This is a genomic window from Pseudomonas sp. P65(2024) (assembly GCF_057480955.1).
This window is the reverse complement of the sequence record NZ_JBLIYX010000006.1, coordinates 63,303-85,319: the sequence shown is the minus strand read 5'-3', so window position 1 is coordinate 85,319 and position 22,017 is coordinate 63,303. Positions and strand designations below refer to the sequence as shown.

Genomic DNA, 22,017 nt, shown 5'->3' with positions numbered 1-22,017 from the left:
TGAGGCTGGGGCCGCTTTGCGGCCCTTTCGCGACCCAAGGCCGCTCCCACAGGGAACGCGCAGGCCTTGCACCGCGAAAGAGGCGCAAGGCCCCGGCAATCTCAGAACCGATCCAACTGGTATGCTTGTTCCACTTCGGCCCCCGCAGCCAACCGCCCCACCCACTCCGCCGTCACCGCCGCCTGGGTCAACCCCAGGTGCTGATGCCCGAACGCTAGCAGCACCTTGCCATCGGCCACTCGGTCGATCACCGGCAGCGAATCCGGCAACGAAGGCCGGAACCCCATCCACGGCGTCGCCCCCTCGGCATCCAGCTCGCGCCGGAACAAGCCTTTGCTCAACCGATGCAGTTGCCACGCCCGCTGCATGCTCGGCGGCGCCTCGAGTCCGGCGAATTCCACCGTGCCGGCCAGGCGCAGGCCGTCGGCCATGGGCGTCATGATGAACTTGCGCTCCAGCGAGGTGACGGCGAACGGCAGGCGCTGGTGCTCCGCCGGCAGCATCAGGTGGTAGCCGCGCTCGGTATCCAGCGGTACCCGCCGACCGGTCAGGGCGGCCGTGAGTCTCGCCGAATGTGCCCCGGCACTGATCAACACCTGGCGGGCCTCGAGGGTGCCCTGGTCGCTGGCGAGGCTGATGCCCTGGCCATGCACCTGGCCGCCATCGACCTCGGCGCGCAGGAAGCGTACGCCACTGGCCCTGGCGGCGCTGAACAGTTCGCAGACCACCTGGTAGGGGTCGAGGAAGTGACCGGTGCGCGGGAAGAACAGGCCACCCAGGATCGACGGACTCAACTGCGGTGCCGCTTCGCTTACCGCCTCAGCCGACCACAGGTCCACGGGCACGGCCTGTGCCTGCAGGCGGGCGCGCAACGCCGCGAGCGCCTGGCGCGATGCGTGGCGTTCGAACACCAGCAGTGAACCGTCCTCCTTGAGCAGGTGGCTGCGCTCGATGGAGGCGAGCAGCCGTTGCCAGGCGCCGAGGCTGCTTTCGTTCAGCGCACGAAGGCCCGCGACGCTGCGCTGGAACGGCGCCGGTCGCAGGTTGAGCAGCAGGCGGGTGAACCAGGGCAGGGCCCGTGGCAGGTACTTCCAGTCCAGGCGCAGCGGGCCCATCGGGTCCAGCAGCATGGCCGGCAGGCGCTTGAGAATCGACAGGTCGGCGATGGGAAACACCTGCTCGGTGGCCAGGTGCCCGGCATTGCCAAAAGACGCACCGTGGCCCGGTGCCTGGCGATCGATCAGCAGCACCCGGTGGCCCTGGCGGGCCAGCTGCAGGGCGCAGGCGACGCCGACAATGCCGGCGCCGACCACGGCGATGTCCGTGTCAGTGGCGGTCATGGTTCAGCCTTCCCGCCGGCCATCGAGCAAGCGGCGCAGGTGCAGCGGGTTGCCCTGTTGCAGCGCAGTGGGCAGCAGAGCATCGGGGAAGTCCTGGTAGCACACCGGGCGCAGGAAACGCAGGATCGCCGCGGTGCCCACCGAGGTGCCGCGGGTGTCGGAGGTGGCCGGGAACGGGCCGCCGTGGACCATCGCGTCGCACACCTCGACGCCGGTCGGCCAACCGTTGATCAGGATCCGCCCGGCCTTGCGTTCGAGGGTAGGTAGCAGTTGGCGGGCGCAGTCGAGGTCGGCGGCGTCCAGGTGCAGGGTGGCGGTCAGTTGCCCTTCCAGATGCTCGGCAACCTGACGGACTTGCTCGTCGCTGTCGCAGGCGACCACCAGCGAGGCGGCGCCGAACACTTCGGCCTGCAGCGCCGGATCGGCGAGAAACGCCTGGGCCGAGGTGACGAACAGGTGCGCTTGGCACTGGTTCGGGCCGTGATGGGGCTGGCCGCTGGCGATCTGGCGGGCATTGCCGTTCTCACCCAGCGCGGCGACGCCATTGGCATAGGCGCTGGCAATGCCCGGGGTGAGCATGGTCTGCGCCGCGGCTTGCCGGACATGCTCGGCGGCGGTGCTGATGAAACGTTCGAGTGCTGGACCCTGGCGGGCGATCAACAGCCCGGGGTTGGTACAGAACTGGCCGGCACCCTGGGTCAGCGAAGCGACGAAGGTTTGGGCCAGAGATTCCGCTCGGTCCTGCAGGGCGGCGTCGAAGAGGAACACCGGGTTGATCGAGCTCATTTCGGCATAGACGGGGATTGGCTCGGGACGTGCCTGGGCGGCCTGGCACAGCGCGAGGCCGCCACTGCGCGAGCCGGTGAAGCCGACGGCCTTGATGCGCGGGTCGCTGACCAGACCGATACCGACCTCGCGGCCGGCGCCGTACAGCAGCGAGAACACGCCTTCGGGCAGCTCGCACTTCGCGACTGCCCGGGCCACGGCCTGGCCGACCAGCTCGCTGGTGCCGGGGTGGGCGCCATGGGCCTTGACCACCACCGGGCAACCGGCGGCCAGTGCCGAGGCGGTGTCGCCGCCGGCCACCGAGAAGGCCAGCGGGAAATTGCTGGCGCCGAACACCGCCACCGGGCCCAGGGCAACCTGTCGTTGGCGCAGGTCGGGACGTGGCAGTGGCTGGCGGTCGGGCAGGGCGTTGTCCACCCGTACATCCAGCCATTCACCGGCCCGCACCACGCGAGCGAAGGTGCGCAGTTGCGCGCAGGTGCGGCCGCGCTCGCCCAGCAGACGCGCCTTGGGCAGGCCGGTCTCGGCGTTGGCGCGGTCGATCAGGGCATCGCCCAGGGCTTCGATCTGCTCGGCGATAGTGTCGAGAAAGTGGGCGCGTTGTTCGGAGGTGGTTTCGCGGTAGGCATCGAATGCCGCCCAGGCCAGGTCGCAGGCCTGGGTTAGCTGTTCGGCGCTGGCGCCGGCGTAGGGTGGGGCGAGCGGGGTGTCGGTGGCCGGGTCGATGGCATGGATCGCGGCCTGGGTGCCTGTGACGGCGCGCTGGCCGATCAGTAGATTGCCGGTGAGGGTCATGGGGCGTCCTGGAGAATCTGGATAAGGTCTGGACCTGTTGGGGGCGCCATGCGCCCCTTTCGCGACACAAGGCCGCTCCCACAGGAGTTGCGGTGATCAGGCGATGTTCTGCTCGGCCGACCAGTTGGCGTACCAGGTGCGGAACAGCGCGTACTGCTGTTCGGCGTAGTGTCGCTGGGCGTCGGTGAGGGCGTCGGTTTCGTTGAAGTGCAGGCGGTACTCGCTGTCGCCGTTGAGCACCATCAGGTGCTTGTAGTACAGCACCAGGTCGCAGCCTTCATCGAACGAGGACAGTACCGCCAGCGCCGACTCCAGCTCCCGAGCCTGGCGCCGGGCCTTGGCATCGCCCTTGGCGGCGCGCTTGCTCAAGCTGACCAGTTGCAGCACTTCACGGGGCAGCGCGTTGCCGATGCCGGTGATGGCGCCGGTGGCGTTGCAGTTGACGAAACCGTGCACCACTTGGGTGTCGACGCCGACCATCAGGGTCACATCATCGTCCTGGGAGGTGATGTGCTCGGCGGCGTAGCGCAGGTCGGCGGCACCGCCGAACTCCTTGAAGCCGATCAGGTTGGGGTACTCGCGACGCAGGGCGAAGAACAGGTCGGCGCGGGTGGCGAAACCGTAGTAGGGGCTGTTGTAGATCACCGCTGGCAGCTTCGGCGCGGCGGCGAGGATCGCCGAGAAGTGGTGTTGCTGGGCGGTCAGCGATGCGCCACGGGACAGCACCCGGGGGATGACCATCAGGCCGGCGGCGCCGACCCTGGCGGCGTGGGATGCGTGGGACACAGCCTCGCGGGTGTTCACCGCACCGGTGCCGACGATGGTCGGGATGCCGGCGGCGACCAGGCGCGCCACGCCCTCCTGGCGTTCGGCCTCGGTCAGCAGCGGCCAGTCGCCCATCGAGCCGCAGTACACCACGGCGCTCATGCCGGCGTCGATCAGTTCGCGGCCCTTGCGCACCAGGGCGTCGAACTCCGGTTTGCGTTCGGCGGTGCAGGGGGTCATCAGGGCGGGCATGGTGCCGGTGAAGATGTTGTTGGTCATGGTTGTCACTCCTGGCGGTATTCAGTGGGAAATGAACGGGGTCAGATGCCCCAGGCGAACGGGTCCTGCTCGTCGATCAGCAGGGTGCTGTCGGCGGTCATGTGGGCGCGACCGGTGATGAACGGGCGAATGCGTTCGCCGTCGCGCTCGTAGCGGCCATGGAACTGGCTGCCGGTGATGCTGGCCTGGACCCAGGTCTGGCCTTCGGCGAGCTTGCCGTCGGCGGCCAGGCACGCCAGCTTGGCGCTGGTGCCGGTGCCGCAGGGCGAGCGGTCGTAGGCCTTGCCGGGGCACATGACGAAGTTGCGGCTGTCGGCGTTGGCGTCGTCGGCGAACAGTTCGACATGGTCGATCGGGGCGCCGTGTTCGCCGGTGATGCCTTGGGCCTCGAGGGTCTTGAGCAGGGTCCAGGCGTAGTCGGTGAGGGTTTCGCGGTTGTCCAGCGCGATGCGCTGGCCGTGGTCGGAAACCAGGAAGAACCAGTTGCCGCCCCAGGCGATGTCGCCGCGCACCAGGCCGTGCCCCGGCACGTCCACGGCAACCTGCCGGCGGTAGCGGTAGGACGGCACGTTGCCGACGGTGACGGATCCATCGTCATGCAGGGTGGCGCTGACCTGGCCGACCGGTGTATCGATCTTGTGCACGCCCGGCTCGATCAGGCCCAGGTGGCGTAGCGAGGCAACCAGGCCGATGGTGCCGTGGCCGCACATGTTCAGGTAGCCGGCGTTGTTGAAGAAGATCACCCCGCAGGTGGCGTCGGCAGAGACCGGCGGGCAGTACAGCGCGCCCACCAGCACATCGTTGCCACGTGGCTCCAGCAGGCAGGCGCGGCGCCAGTGGTCGTGCAGCTCGCGCAGTTCGTCGCGCTGCTCGGCCATGCTGCGGCCGTGCAGGGGCGGGAAACCCTTCATCACCAAGCGGGTCGGTTCGCCGCCGGTATGGGAGTCGATTACATGAACCTGTTTCATCAGCGTGTCCATTCGGTAGTGGGTCAGGAGGCGACGGCGGCGGGGTGCTGGCCGGCATGGGGTTCGCTGCCGGCTTCGCTTTCATCGTCGCCATCGAGCCGCACCAGCCGGGCCGGCACGCCAGTGGCCGCGCCCCAGTAGTAGATGCCCAGGGCAGTGGCAGCGACGATCAGGGTGTCCAGCGGATGGCCGATCACGCCCAGACCGCCGAAGCTGCCCAGCCAGGAAAGGAAAATGGTCACGGCGTAGAAGCCGATCAGCCAGGCCGACGAGCGCACCTGCTGGCCCAGCGACAGGTGTTCGGTGGGCACGAAGCGGCGGCACAGCAGGTACAGCACGAACATCACGATCTGCAGCGCCAGCAGCCAGGACACGGTGTTCCAGCCCGACCAGTAGACGATCAGCGCGGCGATGATGAACGACAGCGGGCCGAGCACGCCCATGCCTTTGACCCGGAACGGCCGGGCCATGTCGGGGGCGCTGCGGCGCAGGGCGGCGACCGAAACCGGGGCCACCGCGTAGCTGAGCACCAGGGCGGCAGAGACCACGTTGATGAGCGCTTCCCAGGACGGGAACGGCAGGGTCCAGAACACCGCCAGGCCGAAGGTCAGCCACAGCGCCGGGCGCGGGATGCCGGATTGCTCGTCGATGCGGGTGAAGTACTTGAAGAAGGTGCCGGTCTGCGCCCAGCCATAAATCACTCGTGGGGTGGCATTCATATAGATGTTGCCGCAGCCGCTGGGCGAGATCACCGCGTCGGCCACCACCAGGTAGGCCAGCCAGCCGACGCCCAGGGCCAGGGCGATGTCACGGTAGGGCAGGGCCAACTCCTTGGTCACTCCGGCCCAGCCGTTGGCAATCATCTCGGTCGGCACGCTGCCGAGGAACGCCAGTTGCAGCAGGGCGTAGATCGCGGTGGACAGCAGCACCGAGAGAATCAGCGCGATGGGGATGGTGCGCTGCGGGTTCTTCACCTCGCTGGCCACCGAGATGATCGGCGTGAGCCCCAGGTAGGCGAAGATGATGCCGCCGGCCGACACCGCCATTTCCACGCCGGACAGGCCGAACGGCGCGAAGCCCTGGACCTCGAAGTTCTCCGGCTTGAAGAAGGTGAACAGCACGCCGATCACCAGCAGCGGCACGATGAACTTGAACACGCTGACCAGGTTGTTGGCCTTGGCGAAGGTCTTCACGCTGCGGTAGTTGAGCAGGAAGAACAGCCCGAGCAGGGCGAACTGCACCAGCCAGCCGAGCACCGTCGGGTCGCTGGAGCCGGTCTTGGTCAAGGCCGGAAACCAGGCCGCGGCATACTGGCGCGAGGCAACCACCTCGATGGCGATCAGGCTGGAGAAGGCGATCAGGGTGATGAAGCCCATCAGGTAGCCCAGCAGCGGGCCATGGGAGTACACCGGGTAGCGCACCACGCCACCGGCCCGCGGCAGGGCGGCGCCGAGCTCGCAGTAGACGATGCCCAGCAGCAGCACGGCGAAGCCGCCGAGGAACCAGGAGAGGATGCCGGCCGGGCCGGCGATGGCCGAGACGTGGCTGGCGGCGAACAGCCAGCCGGAGCCGAAGATGGCGCCCAGGCCGATGAAGGTGAGGTCCAGCAGGGACAGCTGTTTCTTGAATTTGCCTGACATGGTTGCGCCTTTTTGTAGGTTTTGGATAGGCAGGTCTGATGTCACGATGCGGCTTGGTCGGCCGCGCTCTTGTAGGTCGTGGGGCGGCTTGCGTGGGGCATAGAGTGGACCGATCGAGGCCGGCGTTCTTGATGGTTTTCTGCAAGGTGGGTGACGAAATCGGCATAGTCGGGCGCGAGTGCTGGCGCCCGGCGGGGGCTGCTGACTAGGCTTGCAGGGCCGCGAGAGCCACGAGGGATAACCGCATGCCCGAGCAACCATTGACTGCGCTGTACCAGCACCTTGACCAGCATCGCCCTGAATCCCTCGAAGCCTTGCTGGCCGGCGTGGTCTGGCTGCTGCCGATGCTCGACGTCCTTGCCAACGCGGCGATCTTCATCAAGGACGACCAGGCTCGCTATGTCCTGGCCAACCGCACACTGGTCCAGCGCTGTGGCCTGAAGCACCTGGCACCCTTGCTGGGCAAGACCAGCGCCGAGGTGTTCCCGGCGCGCCTGGGCCCCGGCTATACCGAGCAGGACCGCCGGGTGCTGGAGCAGGGCCTGGTGCTGGAAGACCAGCTGGAGCTGCACCTGTACGGCAGCCGCGAACCAGGCTGGTGCCTGACCCACAAGCGTCCGTTGTACGAGCCGGCGGGGAGGATCATCGGCCTGGTGGGCATTTCGGTCGACCTGCAGTCAGCCGCCGACACCCACCCCGCCTACCAGCGTCTGGCGGCGGTGGATGCGCATATCCGCGCGCATTTCCACCAGCCGATCAGCATGGGCGAGCTGACCCGCATCGCCGGGATTTCGGTGGCGCAGCTGGAGCGTTACTGCAAACGGGTGTTCCACCTCACGCCCCGGCAGATGATTCACAAGGCCCGCCTGGAGCATGCACATCAACTGCTGCACAGCGACCTGCCGATCATCGAGGTGGCCCTGCGCTGTGGCTATACCGACCACAGCGCCTTCAGCCGGCAGTTCAGGCAACTGACCGGTTTCACCCCGCGACAGTACCGCCAGGCGACGGCTCAGGAGGGTTGAAACAGGGCGCGGGCCTCGTCGAAACACTGCTCGGCGATGGCCGAGCGCGGCTCGCTGCGGCGCAGCAGCAGGCCGACCGGGCTGTGGATGCTGGCTTCCTGCACCGGGATGATGCGCATGTGCTGGCTGAGGTCTTCCAGGCCGCAGTCCAGTGGCATGATCGCGCAGCACACGCCGATGTTGATCGCCTGGATCAGCTGGAAGGTCGAGTCGCTCTCGAGCACGGCATTGGGCGCAAGGCCCCGGCTGCGCAAGCTCAGGTCGAGGGACTGGCGGTAGTGCATGCCCTTGCTCAGCAGGCCCAGCGGCAGCTCGCCGAGGTCTTCCCAGCGCAGGCTGTCGGCCTCGAACTGGAAGTGCCGGGTGTCGTGCAGCAGGCCCATGGTGGTGGTGCTCAGCTCGATCACTTCGAAGAAGCTGGTGTTGACCTGGTCGAGGTAGCAGATGCCCAGGTCGAGCTGGTTGCGGCTCAGGCCATCGATCACCTGCTCGGAGCTCAGTGACGACAGCTGGAAGTGCAGCTCGGGGTACTTCTCACGCAGTGGCATCAGCAGTTGCATGGGGTTGAAGCTGGCCAGCGGCACGGTGCCCAGGCGCAGGCTGCCGACCACCTGGCCGCGGCAGCTGGCGGCCTCGGCCTGCAGGCCGTCATGGGCGGCGAGCAGGGTGCGGGCCCAGGCCAGGATGCGTTCGCCGGCTTCGGTGAACCCTTCGAAGCGCTGGCCGCGCTTGACCAGCACCAGGTCCAGTTCGTCCTCGAGGTTGCGCAGGCGCATGGACAGGGTCGGCTGGGTGATGTGGCACAGCGCCGCGGCCTGGCCGAAGTGGCGGGTCTGGTCGAGGGCGATGAGAAACTTGAGCTGTTTGATGTCCATGGTGCGGCCTGGGGTTGCGGGGTGGGTAGACCTTAACCAAGAGTGAAGCACCTGGCTAATCCTTGATGAACATTCAGCCGGTCCTGCAGCAGCGATAGAAAGCGTCGATCATCCGGTACGCCCTATCGATTGGACGCTGCCGGGGCTTGTCTCTAACGTGGCCGCTAAGCCAATCCTGGAGCAAAGGCCATGAGCGTGAAACCGGACGCGGTGTTCGTACCGCTGAACATCGCGGTGCTGACCGTCAGTGACACCCGCACCTACGACACCGACACCTCCGGCGAGCTGCTGGCCAGCCGCGCCGTCGGCGTGGGCCACCGCCTGGTGGCGCGGGAGCTGCTCAAGGACGACCTGTACAAGATCCGCGCCCAGGTCGCCACCTGGATCGCCGACGACCAGGTGCAGGTGGTGCTGATCACTGGCGGCACCGGCTTCACCGGGCGCGACAGCACGCCGGAGGCGGTGGACTGCCTGCTGGACAAGCGCATCGACGGGTTTGGCGAGCTGTTCCGCGCCCTGTCGATCCTCGATATCGGCACCTCGACCGTGCAGAGCCGGGCCCTGGCCGGCCTGGCCAACGGCACCCTGGTGTGTTGCCTGCCGGGTTCGACCGGCGCCTGCCGCACGGCCTGGGAAGGCATCCTGGCCGAGCAGTTGGATGCGCGGCACCGGCCGTGCAATTTCGTCGCGCACCTCAAACCAATCGGGGCCTGCGAAAGCCGAGGCTAGTGCTTTCCTGTACCGACTGTTCAGCTCAGCACATGATCCACCGGCACCAACGCCGGTGGCAGCGGCTCATGCCCCAGCGCCGACAGCACGTCGCGCTCGACGGTACGCACTAGCGCATCGGTCGGCAGGTCGTTTTCGTCCCGGCCGAACGGGTCCTCCAGCTCGTTGCCGATCGCATCCAGGCCGAAGAAGGTGTAGCTGACGATGGTGGTGAACAGCGGTGCCAGCCAGCCCAGCGGTTCTGCCAGGGCAAACGGCAGCAGCAGGCAGAAGATGTAGATGGTGCGGTGCAGCAGCAGGGTGTAGGGGAACGGCAGCGGCGTGCCCTTGATCCGTTCGCAGGTGGCCTGCACGTCTGACAGGCCGGCCAGGCGCTGCTCCAGGAGCGTGTAGCGGAACTCGCTGATCGCGCCGTCCTTCGCCAAGCGTGAGCACTGGGCACCGATATCGCGCAGGATGCCGTCGCACACGTTGTGCGCGGTGATCGGCGCGCCCTCGGCCAGCCAGGTGCGCGCCAGGGGCAGCTCGTCTTCGTTGCGCAGCCGGGCATTGAGGGCATGGGCGAAGCCGCACAGGCCACGCAGCATCTGCGCGCGCAGCTGCTGATCCTCGATCGCCACGCTTTCACGCACGAACGAGCGCACCTCGATGATCATCCGTCCCCAGGCCTTGCGGCCCTCCCACCAGCGGTCGTAGCAGGCGTTGTTGCGAAAACTCATGAAGATCGACAGCGACAGCCCCAGCAGGGTGAAGGGCGTGGCGCTGACCGGGTAGAACAGCGCCGGGTAGTGCCGCTCGATCAGCACGATCAGTGCCGCCAGCAAGGTCACCGCCAGGCAGCGCAAGGCGATGCGCTGGACGATCGAGCCCTTGAGGGTGAACAGCACGCGCAGCATGTCGGGGCGTGAGTGGACGATCAAGACGGTTCCAGAGGCGGGCGATCAGCCGCCGGTCATGTTCATGAAGCGCAGGATCTGCACCTCGCCGCCCACTTCGAAGTGGTGGCGGTAGGGCTTGAGCTGCATGGCGTCGCGCAGGGTCTTTTCCAGGCGGGCGCTGTCGCCGGGGTGCTGGCGCAGGACCTGCTTGAGGTCCACCGAGTGCTCGTTACCCAGGCACAGCAGCAGGCGGCCTTCGACGGTCAGGCGCACGCGGTTGCAGGTGGCGCAGAAGTTGTGGCTGTGCGGCGAGATGAAGCCGACCCGGGTGTCGGGCGCTTCGGCCAGGCGCCAGTAGCGCGCCGGGCCCTGGGAGGACTCGGCCGACTCGACCAGGGTGAAGTGCTCGGCCAGGCGGGCGCGCACGTCGTCGCTGGAGCAGAAGGACTCGCCGCGCTCGTGCTCGCTGATGACGCCCAGGGGCATTTCTTCGATGAACGAGATGTCCAGCTCGCGGTCGATGGCGAAGCGCACCAGGTCGACGATTTCGTGGTCGTTGCGGCCCTTGAGCACCACCGCGTTGAGCTTGGTGCGGCGAAAGCCCGCGGCGCGCGCGGCGTCGATGCCCGCGATCACCTGCGTGAGGTCGCCGGTACGGGTCAGGGCGCGGAAGCGCTCGGGGTCAAGGCTGTCGAGGCTGATGTTCAGGCGCGAGACGCCGGCATCGAACAGCGGCAGGGCCAGGCGGCCGAGCTGCGAGCCATTGCTGGTCAGGCACAGTTCGCGCAGGCCGGGCAGGGCGGCGATGCGCGCGCACAGCCCGACGATGCCCTGGCGCACCAGGGGCTCGCCACCGGTCAGGCGGATCTTGCGGGTGCCCAGGGCGACGAAGCGCTCGGCGACCAGGTACAGCTCCTCGAGGCTGAGAATCTGCTGGCGCGGCAGGAACTGCATGTCTTCGGCCATGCAATAGACGCAGCGAAAATCGCAGCGGTCGGTGACCGACATCCGCAGGTAATCGACTTTGCGGTTGAAACCGTCGATCAGGGCCTGGGGGTTCTTTTCCACGTTCACGCTCGACCTGTGCAGTGGCTGGGGGCGGCGAAAGGCCGCAGACAAGGTTCAAGCTATAACCTGCGCCCAGTGACGTCAAATTGCTTTCCCCGACCGCTCGATAAGTCTCCTCTATCACCACCGCAGGCCACGCAGCACAAGGGCTCTGCCGGGTGATCGAGACGGTTTATCACGCTGTCGTTTATTTCGATTGGACGCACTGGGAGCGGCTTCTTAGGCTGGAAAAAACACCGTGCGGAGAAGCGCAGCATGAGCCAGGACGAACACATCAGGGACTACAAGGGGCCGGCCGCCGGCTGGGGCGCGCTCAAGAGCGTGACCAAGAGCTGGCTGGGCAGCGAGAACGCCTTCAAGAACCTGCGGGCCATGCTCAAGACCAACCAGAACGGCGGTTTCGACTGCCCGGGTTGTGCCTGGGGCGAGTCGCCGGAAAGCGACATGGTCAAGTTCTGCGAGAACGGCGCCAAGGCGGTCAACTGGGAGGCCACCGGCCGCTCGGTGGATCCGGCGTTCTTCGCCCGCTACAGCGTCAGCGCCCTGCTCGAGCAGACCGACTACTGGCTCGAATACCAAGGCCGCATCACTCACCCGATGCGCTATGACGCGGCCACCGACCATTACGTCGAAACCAGCTGGGACGAGGCGTTCGCCCTGATCGCCCGGCACCTCAACGGCCTCGAATCGCCGGACCAGGCCGAGTTCTACACCTCGGGCCGGGCCAGCAACGAGGCGGCGTTCCTCTACCAGCTGTTCGTGCGCGCCTATGGCACCAACAACTTCCCCGACTGCTCGAACATGTGCCACGAGGCCAGTGGCGTGGGCATGGCCGAAACCCTCGGCGTGGGCAAGGGCACCGTGGTGTTCCATGACCTGGAGCTGGCCGATGCGATCTTTGTCATCGGCCAGAACCCCGGCACCAACCACCCGCGCATGCTCGAACCGCTGCGCGAGGCGGTCAAGCGCGGCGCCCAGGTGGTTTGCTTCAATCCGCTCAAGGAGCGGGGCCTGGAGCGATTCCAGCATCCGCAGCACCCGTTCGAGATGCTCAGCAACGGCTCCGAACCGACCAACACTGCCTATTTCCGCCCGGCGCTGGGCGGCGACATGGCGGCCATGCGCGGGATCGCCAAGTTCCTCCTGCAGTGGGAGCGCGAGGCGCAGCTCAATGATGAGCCGCCGGTGTTCGACCATGCCTTCATCGCCGAGCACACCAGTGGCGTCGAGGCCTACCTGGCCGTGGTGGACGCCACGCACTGGGAGCATATCGTCGAGCAGTCGGGCTTGAGCAAGGCCGAGATCGAGCTGGCCGCGCGCATGTACCGCAAGGCCGAGCGGGTGATCATGTGCTGGGCCATGGGCGTGACCCAGCACCGCCACTCGGTGCCGACCGTGCAGGAGATCGTCAACCTGCAGCTGCTGCGCGGCAACGTCGGCAAGCCCGGCGCCGGCCTGTCGCCGGTGCGCGGACACAGCAACGTGCAGGGCGACCGCACCATGGGCATCGACGAGAAGCCCAAGGCGGCGCTGCTCGACGCCATCGAGAAACGCTTCCAGTTCAAGGTGCCCCGCGAGCACGGCCATAACGCCGTGCTGGCGATCCAGGCCATGGAAGAGGGGCGGGCCAAGGTGTTCGTCGCCCTGGGCGGCAACTTCGCCCAGGCGACTCCGGACACCCCGCGTACCCACGCGGCGCTGCGCAACTGCGAACTGACCGTGCAGATTTCCACCAAGCTCAACCGATCGCACCTGGTCACCGGGCGCGATGCGTTGATCCTGCCGTGCCTGGGCCGCACCGAGATCGACATCCAGGCCGAAGGGCCGCAGGGCGTCACCGTGGAAGACACCTTCAGCATGGTGCACATCTCCCATGGCCAGCTGAAGCCGCGCTCGCCGCTGCTGCGCTCGGAACCGGCCATCGTCGCCGGGATGGCCAAGGCCACCCTGGGCAACAAACCGATCGACTGGGACTACGCGATTGCCGACTACGGCCGCATCCGCGGCATGATCGCCGATGTCATACCGGGCTTCAGTGAATTCAACGCGCGCCTGCAGCATCCCGGTGGCTTCCACCTGGGCAACAACGCCGCCGAACGCAACTTCCGCACGGCCACTGGCAAGGCGCGCTTCACCTCCAGCCCGCTGCCGGAGCAGCTGGTCAACGCCCAGGTGCTGGCCCGTGGTGACAAGCCCGACCTGATCCTGCAGACCCTGCGTTCCCACGACCAATACAACACCACGCTGTACGGGCTGGATGACCGCTACCGTGGCGTGTTCGGCCTGCGCGAGGTGGTGTTCGTCAATGAGGCGGATATCCGTCGACTGGGCTTCGAGCCGGGCGAGGAGGTGGACCTGGTGTCGCTCTGGGAGGATGGTCGCGAGCGGCGGGTCTCGGGGTTCCGCCTGGTGGCCTATGACGTGCCGCAAGGCCAGGCGGCGGCCTACTATCCAGAGACCAACCCGCTGGTGCCGCTGGAGAGCTATGGCGAGGGGACCTACACGCCGACCTCGAAGTTCGTGGCGATCAAGCTGGAGAAGGCCAGGGCCGGAAACCGGATCGAAGCGACAATCACAAACGACTGATGTTGGTGCCAGCGTGGGAGCGGGCTTGCCCCGCGATATCCCAGTCCATGCCTACTCAAGCGGACCTGCAGACGCCATCGCGGGGCAAGCCCGCTCCCACGCCACCGCCTCCGCCCGCTCCTAGCGCCCCACCGGGTACGCCGTGGTGTACTTCATCTGCTCCATGGCAAAGCTCGAGGTGATGTTCGACAGCCCGTCGGTGCTGGTGATCAACTTCTTGTAGAAGCGGTCGTAGGCGGCAATGTCGCCCACCACCACCCGCAGCATGTAGTCCCAGTCGCCAGACATGCGGTAGACCTCCATCACCTCCTCGAACGCCGTCACCGTGGCGGCGAACTGCGCCAGCCAGGCGCTGTCGTGGCGCTGGGTCTTGAGCTGGACGAACACCGTCAGGCCCAGGCCCAGGCGCTCGGGGTCGAGCAGGGCGACGCGGCCGCGGATGTAGCCTTCCTCTTCCAATCGCTTGACCCGCTTCCAGCACGGCGTGGTGGACAGGTTGACCGCCTCGGCCAGGTCCTTGAGTGACAGCGACGCGTCGCGCTGGAGCAGGGTGAGGATATGCTGGTCGAAACTGTCCATGATGTCGTCAGGTGGGGTGGAGGAAAGTTTTCCAAGGTTAGCCGCATGCTGAGAACGTTGAAACCCTTTCAGGCGCTTCGTCGACAGCAACGTTCCGTTGGCGCCGAGGCCCGGCGGATATGAGATAGTGGCGGTTTTCCATCCTCAGTCAATGGACCCGACCATGTCCGACAAACCGCGCAATTTTGCCACCCGCACCATCCACGCCGGCGAGCAGTCCAGCGTCGCCGACAACGCCATCTTCCCGGCCATCGTCACTTCCAGCTCGTTCATCAAGCGCGGCCTGGACGACAACCCCGAATACGCCTACAGCCGGGTCAGCAACCCGACCCGGCATGCCTACGAGACCTGCGTGGCCGCACTGGAGGAGGGCGTCGGCGCGGTCGCCTGCGCCTCGGGCGTCAGCGCCACCGCCACGGTGCTCGAACTGCTGTCCAAGGACGCCCATGTGGTGGTGATGAACGGTGTCTATGGCGGCACCTTCCGCCTGCTGGAAGACTACCGTGGACGCACCTCGGGCCTGACCACCACCTATGTCGACCTCAACGACGTCGAGGCCGTGGCCGCGGCGATCCGCCCGGACACGCAACTGATCTGGATCGAGTCGCCGACCAACCCGCTGCTACACCTGGTGGACATCAAGGCGGTCTGCGACCTGGCCCGCGCCCGTGGGGTGATGACCTGCATCGACAACACCTTCTGCTCGCCCTGGAACCAGCAGCCGATCACCCTGGGCGTGGACCTGGTGATGCATTCGGCGAGCAAGTACATCGGCGGCCACTCCGACCTGACCGGCGGCGTGGTGGTGGCGGCCAATCACGAGCTGCTGGGCCGTTTGCGCAAGATCAGCATGGCGGTCGGCGCGATCCAGGGGCCGTTCGACTGCTACCTGGCGCTGCGCGGGCTGAAGACCCTCGATGTACGCATGGAGCGCCAGAGCGCCAATGCCCTGCGCGTGGCGCAGTTCCTCGAACAGCATCCGCAGGTCGAGCAGGTCTACTACCCGGGGCTGGAAAGCCATCCGCAGCATGAACTGAGCAAGCGTCAGATGCGCACCGGCGGTGCGGTGGTGGCGTTGCGCATCAAGGGAGATCGGGTCGCGGTCAACCGCCTGGTCGAGGCGCTGTCGATCTTTGTCCTGGCCGATTCGCTGGGCGGGGTGGAGAGCATGATCAACCACTCCTGGAGCATGTCGCACAACTCCCTGAGCCCGGAGCAGAAGGGCGTGATGGGGATCAGCGAGAACCTGGTGCGGTTGTCGATCGGGATCGAGGACTACCGGGATCTGATCGAGGACCTGGATGCTGCGTTGAAGGCGTCCGCGTAACGACCGCCGACGCTATCGCGGGTTTGCCCCGCGATGGCGTCAGTGAGGGGAATCAGGATTTGGGCGGATGGACGATCCGTTCGATCTTGTCCTTGAGCAGCAGGCGTTCCCTGCGCAGCAGGTTGACGGTGTCGTCGTTGGTGGCGTTGCCTTCGGCGGCCACCACTTCCTTGTCCTTGGCGTTGTATTCCTTGTGCAGCTTGTGCAGGTCCTGGTTCTTGTCGATGAGGGCCTGGAACTGGTCGGCGGTCACGTGCAGGTCTGCGAGCAAATCATGCGGAACTGGCATTTCTTCACCTCTCTCAGGGTTGGTAAACGAGCCTGAACCAAGAGGATAGTCGCCTTTGCCGCATTGCGGGACTGGGTTAGGCTGTCGCCCATCCCTGCGTAACCGGAACCTGCGCCATGCCTCACCTGAACCTGGAATACAGCGACAACCTGCGCGAACTCAACGTCGATGTGCTACTGCTGCGACTGAATCACGCCCTGGTCGGCAGCGGCCAGTTCGCCGAAGAGCTGGACATCAAGAGCCGTGCCCAGGCCTTCGCCCAGTATCGGGTCGGTACCGCGCCGAGCGAGCGGGCCTTCGCCCATGTGCGCCTGGCGATCCTCAGCGGACGCACGCCGCAAGTGAAACAGCAGTTGTCCAACAGCCTGCTCGAGGTACTGCGCGAAGCGATCCCCGGCCAGCCCGGTCTGGACATCCAGCTGTGCGTGGAGGTCCTGGACATCGATCGCGAGCCGTACGCCAAGCTTCGCCTGCCTGGCTGAATGGCAGCTGAATGAAAGTTGTTTAACCGATGAAAGATGTCGGCATACTAATTGTTGGCGTCTTTTTCACAAAAAATTGATGCTAGGCTTTCTAGAGTTCGGCCAACTTTCCAACCTGCCCGTCCGGGCGCGTTGGCCGCTGATGAACTCTTATTGCGAACGCCATGCTGAAACTCAAATCCCTGCGGACCGAATGGGTCACGCTGCTGGCCAGCCTGTACCTGTTGATCGGCTTCAACACCTTGCTTTGGCAACACCTGGAGTCCATCGTGCCGCCGGGCATGGTGGGGTTGTGGCTGAGCCTGGCATTCGCCGTGCTGATGCTGTTCGCCTTCAATCTCATACTCACCTTGCTGGCGTTTCGTTATGTACTGAAACCGGTATTGATCGTGTTGTTCCTCAGTGGCGCAAGTGTCGCTTACTTCATGAATCAATATGGTGTACTTATTGATGCCGGCATGTTCCGCAATGTCGCTGAAACCAATGTCGCGGAAGTGCGCGACCTGCTCTCGCTGAAGTTTGCCGTTTATATCCTGCTGCTGGGTGTGCTGCCGTCGCTGCTGGTATGGAAGGCCAGGATCGACTATCGCCCCTGGCACCGCGAGCTGCTGGGCAAGCTGGTGGTCAGCGGTGCCTGCGTCGCAGCCTTGGGTTCGGTAGCGCTGGTCAACTATCAGGGGTTGGCGTCGCTGTTTCGCAATCACCATGAGCTGCGCCTGATGCTCACGCCGAGCAATATCGTCGGGGCTTCCATCGGCTATGTCAGCGAGCAAGTGGGCAGCGCCACCCGGCCGTTCCAGCCATATGGCGAAGATGCCCGTCGCGACAGCGCCTGGCAGCAGCACGCACGCAAGTCACTGACCGTGCTGGTGGTCGGTGAAAGTGCCCGGGCGGATAACTTCGGCCTGCTCGGCTATGCCCGCGACACCACGCCACGGCTGGCCAAGGAGCAGGGCCTGCTGAGTTTCACCGACGTCCATTCCTGCGGCACCGAGACCGCCGTGTCGGTGCCCTGCATGTTCTCCGGCATGCCGCGCAAGGACTACGACGCACGCGTGGCCAAGAACCGCGAAGGGTTGCTCGACATCCTCCAGCGCGCAGGGTTGGCGGTGCAGTGGCGTGATAACCAGTCCGGCTGCAAGGGCACCTGCGACCGGGTGCAATTTATCGATGTGAGCAACCTCAAGGACCCGGCGCTGTGCGCCAGTGGCGAGTGCCATGACGAGATCCTGCTGCAGGGCCTGGCCGAGCTGCTGGACAACCTCGACCAGGACACCGTGCTGGTGCTGCACCAGATGGGCAGCCATGGCCCCGAGTACTTCAAGCGCTACCCCGCGGGCAACGAAGCCTTCACCCCGGTGTGCCGCAGCAACGCCCTGAACCAGTGCAGCCAGCAGGCGATCGTCAACGGCTACGACAACACCGTGGCCTACACCGACAAGGTGCTGGCCACCCTGATCGACACCTTGCGCAGCCGACAGGACAAGGTCGACACCGCGATGATCTATCTTTCAGACCATGGCGAATCGCTGGGCGAGTACAACCTGTTCCTGCACGGCACGCCCTACATGATCGCGCCGGACCAGCAAAAGCACGTGCCGCTGCTGGCCTGGTTCTCCGACAGCTACCGCCAGGATTTCGGCCTGGACACCGAATGCCTGGGCAAGCTGCGTGATGCGCCGCTGTCCCAGGACAACCTGTTCCACTCGATGCTCGGGCTGTTGCAGGTGCGCACCGAGGTCTACCAGCGATCGCTGGACATGTTCGCCAGCTGCCGGCCGTGGCTGGCGGCCAAACGCTGAGCGGTCGACCGCCCGGCACCATGGATGGCGCGAGGTTTCACCCCCAGGGGCCGCGCCGTATATACTGCGCGCCAATGTTAGTGGGAGAGCCTCGTGGCCATCGAAATACACTGGATCCGTGACGACCAGAACCTGGCCGAACACTGCCGAAGCTGGCGCGAACAGCCCTTCGTGGCCCTCGACACCGAATTCATGCGGGTCGACACCTTCTACCCAAAGGCCGGCCTGATCCAGATCGGTGTCGGCCAGTGCGCCTACCTCATCGACCCCCTGCTGATCCGCGACTGGCAGCCGCTGGCCGGGCTGCTCGAGGACAGCGGCGTGGTCAAGGTGCTGCATGCCTGCAGCGAAGACCTGGAAGTGCTGCTGCGCCTGACCGGCAAGCTACCCCAGCCGTTGTTCGACACCCAGCTGGCCGCCGGCTACCTGAACATCGGTTTCTCCATGGGCTATTCGCGCCTGGTGCAAGAGGTGCTGGGGCTCGAGCTGCCCAAGGGCGAGACCCGCTCCGACTGGCTGCAGCGCCCGCTGTCCGACACTCAGGTGAGCTACGCCGCCGAGGACGCCGTGCACCTGGCCGAGCTGTTCGATGCCCTGCGCCCGCGCCTGTCGGATGACAAGTATGCCTGGGTGCTGGAAGACGGCGCCGAACTGGTCGCCGCGCTGCGCCGTGAAGTCGAGCCCGAAACCCTGTACCGCGACGTCAAGCTGGCCTGGAAGCTCGGTCGCCAGCAACTGGCCGTGCTCCGTGAACTGTGCGCCTGGCGCGAACGTGAGGCCCGCAGCCGCGATGTGCCGCGTAACCGCATCCTCAAGGAACACTCGCTGTGGCCCATGGCCAGGAGCCAGCCCGACAGCCCGTCGGCACTGGCGAAAATCGACGAGATGCACCCGCGCACCATCCGCCAGGACGGTGAGCAGCTGATCCAGCTGATCAAGCGTGCCGCCAGCCAGCCGCAGGAGCAATGGCCAGAGCCGCTGCCCGAGCCGCTGCCGATCGAAGCCGCCGGCATCCTCAAGCGCCTGCGCGCCATCGGCCAGGCCGAGGGTGAGCGGCTGGGCATCGCCCCGGAACTGATGCTGCGCAAGAAAGCCCTCGAAGCCCTGCTCAAGAGCGGCTACCCCGACGGTCCCTATCAACTGCCCGATTCGCTGCGCGGCTGGCGTCGCGAACGCATGGGCCAGGCCCTGCTGGACGACCTGGCGGGCGCCGGAGATTCCCGATGAAACGTATCTGCTCGATCTACAAGAGCCCACGCAAGAATGAAATGTACCTCTACGTGCTCAAGGCCGAGGGCCTGGAGCGTGTGCCGGAGGCGCTGCTGCCATTCTTCGGCAAGCCGGTGCATGCTTTCGACCTGGTGCTGACGCCTGAGCGCACACTGGCCCGCGAGGACATCGCCAAGGTGCTGGAGAACCTCGACAAGCAGGGCTACCACCTGCAGATGCCACCGCCGGAAGACGACTACATCGAGCACTTGCCCGAAGAGCTGCTGCGTCGCAACGACCCGGCCTGACCCAGGCGCGCTCGGTTCCCTTTCTACCTGCGGCCCGCCTGGCGGGCCGCTTCCGTTGTTTGCCAAGGTTGTGTGTCACATGCGCGTTCTGATCGCTGAACAGGATCATGCCAACTATGCTCGCCTGCTGGGCGAAGCGGCACCGGACCTGGAAGTCCTGACCAGCGGCGACTCCGCCGAACTGGCACGCCTGGCCCCCGATTGCCCGGTGTGGCTGGGCCAGCCGGACCTGCTGGCCAGTCTGTTGCGCCAGGGCCACAAGCCTCGCTGGATGCAGTCGACCTGGGCCGGGATCACCCCGTTGCTGGCCGACGGCCTGCCACGCGACTACCGCCTGACCCGGGCGGTGGGCATCTTCGGCCAGGTGATGGCCGAGTACATGCTCACCTACATGCTCGGCCATGAGCGCGATGTGCTGTCGCGACTGGTCAGCCAGGTCGAGCGGCGCTGGGATGACCGCCCGGGGCGGACCCTGGAAGGGCGGCGGGTGCTGATCGTCGGTACCGGCGATATCGGCCAGCGGGTGGCCGAGTTCCTCGTGCCGTTCGGTGTCATCCTGCACGGTGTGGCCAGCAGCGCCCGCAAGCAGGCGCCCTTCGTCGAAGTGGCGGGCCTCGACCAGCTGCCGCGCCTGGTCGGCCAGGCCGACTACGTGCTCAACCTGCTGCCCGATACCCCGGCCACCCACGACCTGTACGATGCGGCGCTGTTCAAGTGCTTCCGGCCCAGTGCCTTGTTCATCAATGCCGGGCGTGGCGTGGCGGTAGTTGATGCCGATCTGGTCGAAGCGCTCAAGCAGGGCCATCTGGCTGGCGCGGTGATCGATGTCTGCCGCCAGGAACCATTGCCCCAGCGCCATCCGTTCTGGACCGCCTGGGGACTGCTGCTGACCGGGCACAGCTCGGCGCCGACCTCGCCGGCGGCGATGGTGCGGTTGTTCGTGGAGAATGCGCGGGCCTATGCGGTGGAGCAGGCCCTGCGGGGCGAGGTGGATTTCGCGAGGGGTTACTGAAAGAGGTTTGCCTGATGCGACCTCATCGCGGGGCAAGCCCGTTTCCACGGGCACCTGCCTCGCGATAAGGCGATCACAACCTTAGAGGCTGAACTCACCTTCGGCCGCCAGCTCGCTCAGCGGTCGGCGCGGGCTCGGCACTTCGCGGGCCTGCAGGCCTTCGGCCAGGGTCGCCTTGTCGCCCAGCTTGCCGATCGCCACCATCGCATGCAGTGCGTAGCCCTCGGGGATCTTCAGCTCGCTGCGCGCCAGGTCCTGGTCGAAGCCGGCCATGCCATGGCTGTGCCAGCCGCTGATGCTCGCCTGCAGCGCCAGATGGCCCCAGGCTGAGCCGGTGTCGAAGGTGTGCCACAGCGCAGGCTTTTCTTCATCGGAGCCGGGCGCTGCGAAGGTGGTCTTGGAGATGATCAGCACCAGCGCCGAAGCGTGCTGCGCCCAGCTGCGGTTGAACTCGTTGAGGATGCCCAGGTAGCGTTCCCAGCTCGGCGTGTCGCGGCGGGCGTAAAGGAAGCGCCACGGCTGCGAGTTGTAGGCCGACGGAGCCCAGCGCGCGGCCTCGAGGAAGCTCAGCAAGGTTTCCTGGCTGATCGGCTCGGCGGTGAAGGCGCGGGGCGACCAGCGATTGATGAACTGCTCGTTGATGGCATAGTCGGCGATGCGTGGGGTGGCGCTCATGGGTGCTCCTGCAAGGGCGGGGGAAAATACCGCACGCTACTGCGTCCGGTGAGCACTGACAAGCGGTCTGGCGTTGCCGCCGGACTGCCTCTAGACTGGCGCCGCCGCGCGCCGCGGCTTGACGTTGACTGCAGGAAACCGTGTGATGATCGCCGATACCGCGCCCTTCTGGCGGCGCAAGACCCTCGACCAGCTCGATGACCAGGAATGGGAGTCGCTCTGCGACGGCTGCGGCCTGTGCTGTCTGCAGAAACTCGAGGACGAGGAAGACAACAGCGTCTATTACACGAGTATCGCCTGCAAGCTGCTGGACCTGCAGTCGTGCCAGTGCAGCGACTACCCCAATCGCTTCGAGCACGTCCCCGACTGCATCCAGCTGACCCCCGGCAAGGCCGACCAGTTCAAGTGGCTGCCGCCCACCTGCGGTTACCGCCTGGTCAGCGAGGGACAGGACCTGCCGGCCTGGCACCACCTGGTCAGCGGTGATCGCCAGCAGGTGCATGAGCAGCGCATCTCCCGGTCGGGGCGCATGCTCAGCGAGAACGACGTGGATGAAGACGACTGGGAAGACCATCTGATCTTCCGCGCAGGTTGAGTGTC

Annotated in this window: 21 protein-coding genes; 10 read left to right on the top strand and 11 right to left on the bottom strand. The window is 66.2% G+C overall.

Annotated elements, in window-relative coordinates:
* Positions 1-101: 101 nt before the first annotated feature.
* The 5 genes from AC25MA_RS11050 to AC25MA_RS11030 all read right to left on the bottom strand — a co-directional run bounded on the left by AC25MA_RS11050 (position 102) and on the right by AC25MA_RS11030 (position 6,573).
* Positions 102-1,340: an NAD(P)/FAD-dependent oxidoreductase gene (locus AC25MA_RS11050; RefSeq protein ID WP_028693005.1), complete on the bottom strand. Its 1,239-nt coding sequence runs from the start codon at positions 1,338-1,340 to the stop codon at positions 102-104.
* 3 nt (positions 1,341-1,343) lie between these two features.
* A complete protein-coding gene (locus AC25MA_RS11045) occupies positions 1,344-2,921 on the bottom strand; it encodes an aldehyde dehydrogenase (NADP(+)) (RefSeq protein WP_486972024.1) in 1,578 nt (525 codons plus the stop codon).
* A gap of 96 nt (positions 2,922-3,017) precedes the next feature.
* A complete protein-coding gene (locus AC25MA_RS11040) occupies positions 3,018-3,965 on the bottom strand; it encodes a dihydrodipicolinate synthase family protein (RefSeq protein WP_486972023.1) in 948 nt (315 codons plus the stop codon).
* A gap of 41 nt (positions 3,966-4,006) precedes the next feature.
* Positions 4,007-4,933 carry a 4-hydroxyproline epimerase gene (locus AC25MA_RS11035; protein WP_069016392.1) on the bottom strand — a complete coding sequence of 309 codons (927 nt, stop codon included), beginning with the start codon at positions 4,931-4,933 and terminating at the stop codon, positions 4,007-4,009.
* 23 nt (positions 4,934-4,956) lie between these two features.
* Entirely contained in the window at positions 4,957-6,573 is a 1,617-nt protein-coding gene (locus AC25MA_RS11030; RefSeq protein ID WP_028693009.1) for an APC family permease, read from the bottom strand.
* 245 nt (positions 6,574-6,818) lie between these two features.
* Between AC25MA_RS11030 and AC25MA_RS11025 the strand changes: the two genes are divergently transcribed.
* Positions 6,819-7,598 carry an AraC family transcriptional regulator gene (locus tag AC25MA_RS11025; protein WP_028693010.1) on the top strand — a complete coding sequence of 260 codons (780 nt, stop codon included), beginning with the start codon at positions 6,819-6,821 and terminating at the stop codon, positions 7,596-7,598.
* Here the strand turns inward: AC25MA_RS11025 and AC25MA_RS11020 are convergent.
* Positions 7,586-8,473, bottom strand: a complete 888-nt coding sequence (locus AC25MA_RS11020; RefSeq protein ID WP_062574862.1) for a LysR family transcriptional regulator — start codon at positions 8,471-8,473, stop codon at positions 7,586-7,588. The genes AC25MA_RS11025 and AC25MA_RS11020 overlap by 13 nt on opposite strands.
* 189 nt (positions 8,474-8,662) lie before the next feature.
* Between AC25MA_RS11020 and moaB the strand changes: the two genes are divergently transcribed.
* A complete protein-coding gene (gene moaB / locus AC25MA_RS11015; protein WP_062574861.1) occupies positions 8,663-9,202 on the top strand; it encodes a molybdenum cofactor biosynthesis protein B in 540 nt (179 codons plus the stop codon).
* Positions 9,203-9,222: 20 nt separating this feature from the next.
* On the opposite strand, the gene AC25MA_RS11010 is transcribed toward moaB, so the two are convergent.
* Positions 9,223-10,122 (bottom strand): bestrophin family protein, encoded by a 900-nt coding sequence (locus tag AC25MA_RS11010; RefSeq protein ID WP_486972022.1) that lies wholly within the window; start codon positions 10,120-10,122, stop codon positions 9,223-9,225.
* Positions 10,123-10,143: 21 nt separating this feature from the next.
* Entirely contained in the window at positions 10,144-11,148 is a 1,005-nt protein-coding gene (moaA, locus tag AC25MA_RS11005; protein WP_486972021.1) for a GTP 3',8-cyclase MoaA, read from the bottom strand.
* Positions 11,149-11,403: 255 nt separating this feature from the next.
* Between moaA and AC25MA_RS11000 the strand changes: the two genes are divergently transcribed.
* Entirely contained in the window at positions 11,404-13,734 is a 2,331-nt protein-coding gene (locus tag AC25MA_RS11000; protein WP_486972020.1) for an FdhF/YdeP family oxidoreductase, read from the top strand.
* A gap of 120 nt (positions 13,735-13,854) precedes the next feature.
* On the opposite strand, the gene AC25MA_RS10995 is transcribed toward AC25MA_RS11000, so the two are convergent.
* A complete protein-coding gene (locus AC25MA_RS10995) occupies positions 13,855-14,313 on the bottom strand; it encodes an Lrp/AsnC family transcriptional regulator (RefSeq protein WP_046856697.1) in 459 nt (152 codons plus the stop codon).
* Positions 14,314-14,464: 151 nt separating this feature from the next.
* On the opposite strand from AC25MA_RS10995, the gene AC25MA_RS10990 reads away from it, so the two are divergent.
* Positions 14,465-15,640 carry a trans-sulfuration enzyme family protein gene (locus tag AC25MA_RS10990; RefSeq protein ID WP_280060323.1) on the top strand — a complete coding sequence of 392 codons (1,176 nt, stop codon included), beginning with the start codon at positions 14,465-14,467 and terminating at the stop codon, positions 15,638-15,640.
* Between the two features lie 52 nt (positions 15,641-15,692).
* On the opposite strand, the gene AC25MA_RS10985 is transcribed toward AC25MA_RS10990, so the two are convergent.
* Positions 15,693-15,929, bottom strand: coding sequence for a DUF465 domain-containing protein (locus AC25MA_RS10985; protein ID WP_028693018.1), 237 nt, complete (start codon positions 15,927-15,929; stop codon positions 15,693-15,695).
* A 116-nt stretch (positions 15,930-16,045) separates the two neighbouring features.
* Here AC25MA_RS10985 and AC25MA_RS10980 point away from each other — a divergent pair, with 116 nt between their 5' ends.
* From AC25MA_RS10980 to AC25MA_RS10960, 5 genes are all read left to right on the top strand, one after another.
* Positions 16,046-16,411, top strand: a complete 366-nt coding sequence (locus AC25MA_RS10980) for a 5-carboxymethyl-2-hydroxymuconate Delta-isomerase (RefSeq protein WP_069016395.1) — start codon at positions 16,046-16,048, stop codon at positions 16,409-16,411.
* A gap of 164 nt (positions 16,412-16,575) precedes the next feature.
* Complete coding sequence (locus tag AC25MA_RS10975; RefSeq protein WP_069016396.1) at positions 16,576-18,213, top strand: phosphoethanolamine transferase; 1,638 nt, start codon at positions 16,576-16,578, stop codon at positions 18,211-18,213.
* A gap of 93 nt (positions 18,214-18,306) precedes the next feature.
* Positions 18,307-19,440 (top strand): ribonuclease D, encoded by a 1,134-nt coding sequence (gene rnd / locus AC25MA_RS10970; protein ID WP_182323158.1) that lies wholly within the window; start codon positions 18,307-18,309, stop codon positions 19,438-19,440.
* Positions 19,437-19,730 carry a YcgL domain-containing protein gene (locus AC25MA_RS10965; RefSeq protein ID WP_028693022.1) on the top strand — a complete coding sequence of 98 codons (294 nt, stop codon included), beginning with the start codon at positions 19,437-19,439 and terminating at the stop codon, positions 19,728-19,730. Before rnd ends, AC25MA_RS10965 begins: the two co-directional genes overlap by 4 nt.
* 79 nt (positions 19,731-19,809) lie before the next feature.
* Complete coding sequence (locus tag AC25MA_RS10960; protein WP_028693023.1) at positions 19,810-20,742, top strand: D-2-hydroxyacid dehydrogenase; 933 nt, start codon at positions 19,810-19,812, stop codon at positions 20,740-20,742.
* Positions 20,743-20,823: 81 nt separating this feature from the next.
* Here AC25MA_RS10960 and AC25MA_RS10955 read toward each other — a convergent pair whose 3' ends face one another.
* On the bottom strand, positions 20,824-21,417 hold the full coding sequence (locus tag AC25MA_RS10955) for a nitroreductase family protein (protein ID WP_028693024.1): 594 nt from the start codon (positions 21,415-21,417) through the stop codon (positions 20,824-20,826).
* A 145-nt stretch (positions 21,418-21,562) separates the two neighbouring features.
* Between AC25MA_RS10955 and AC25MA_RS10950 the strand changes: the two genes are divergently transcribed.
* Entirely contained in the window at positions 21,563-22,012 is a 450-nt protein-coding gene (locus tag AC25MA_RS10950) for a YcgN family cysteine cluster protein (protein WP_088852719.1), read from the top strand.
* Positions 22,013-22,017 lie beyond the last annotated feature (5 nt).

What these genes read in the sequence shown, in the direction of transcription:
- AC25MA_RS11050 (WP_028693005.1), bottom strand. Translation starts at nt 1,340, where the DNA reads ATGACCGCCACTGACACGGACATCGCCGTGGTCGGCGCCGGCATTGTC.
- AC25MA_RS11045 (WP_486972024.1), bottom strand. Translation starts at nt 2,921, where the DNA reads ATGACCCTCACCGGCAATCTACTGATCGGCCAGCGCGCCGTCACAGGC.
- AC25MA_RS11040 (WP_486972023.1), bottom strand. Translation starts at nt 3,965, where the DNA reads ATGACCAACAACATCTTCACCGGCACCATGCCCGCCCTGATGACCCCC.
- AC25MA_RS11035 (WP_069016392.1), bottom strand. Translation starts at nt 4,933, where the DNA reads ATGAAACAGGTTCATGTAATCGACTCCCATACCGGCGGCGAACCGACC.
- AC25MA_RS11030 (WP_028693009.1), bottom strand. Translation starts at nt 6,573, where the DNA reads ATGTCAGGCAAATTCAAGAAACAGCTGTCCCTGCTGGACCTCACCTTC.
- AC25MA_RS11025 (WP_028693010.1), top strand. Translation starts at nt 6,819, where the DNA reads ATGCCCGAGCAACCATTGACTGCGCTGTACCAGCACCTTGACCAGCAT.
- AC25MA_RS11020 (WP_062574862.1), bottom strand. Translation starts at nt 8,473, where the DNA reads ATGGACATCAAACAGCTCAAGTTTCTCATCGCCCTCGACCAGACCCGC.
- moaB (WP_062574861.1), top strand. Translation starts at nt 8,663, where the DNA reads ATGAGCGTGAAACCGGACGCGGTGTTCGTACCGCTGAACATCGCGGTG.
- AC25MA_RS11000 (WP_486972020.1), top strand. Translation starts at nt 11,404, where the DNA reads ATGAGCCAGGACGAACACATCAGGGACTACAAGGGGCCGGCCGCCGGC.
- AC25MA_RS10995 (WP_046856697.1), bottom strand. Translation starts at nt 14,313, where the DNA reads ATGGACAGTTTCGACCAGCATATCCTCACCCTGCTCCAGCGCGACGCG.
- AC25MA_RS10990 (WP_280060323.1), top strand. Translation starts at nt 14,465, where the DNA reads ATGGACCCGACCATGTCCGACAAACCGCGCAATTTTGCCACCCGCACC.
- AC25MA_RS10985 (WP_028693018.1), bottom strand. Translation starts at nt 15,929, where the DNA reads ATGCCAGTTCCGCATGATTTGCTCGCAGACCTGCACGTGACCGCCGAC.
- AC25MA_RS10980 (WP_069016395.1), top strand. Translation starts at nt 16,046, where the DNA reads ATGCCTCACCTGAACCTGGAATACAGCGACAACCTGCGCGAACTCAAC.
- AC25MA_RS10975 (WP_069016396.1), top strand. Translation starts at nt 16,576, where the DNA reads ATGCTGAAACTCAAATCCCTGCGGACCGAATGGGTCACGCTGCTGGCC.
- AC25MA_RS10965 (WP_028693022.1), top strand. Translation starts at nt 19,437, where the DNA reads ATGAAACGTATCTGCTCGATCTACAAGAGCCCACGCAAGAATGAAATG.
- AC25MA_RS10960 (WP_028693023.1), top strand. Translation starts at nt 19,810, where the DNA reads ATGCGCGTTCTGATCGCTGAACAGGATCATGCCAACTATGCTCGCCTG.
- AC25MA_RS10955 (WP_028693024.1), bottom strand. Translation starts at nt 21,417, where the DNA reads ATGAGCGCCACCCCACGCATCGCCGACTATGCCATCAACGAGCAGTTC.
- AC25MA_RS10950 (WP_088852719.1), top strand. Translation starts at nt 21,563, where the DNA reads ATGATCGCCGATACCGCGCCCTTCTGGCGGCGCAAGACCCTCGACCAG.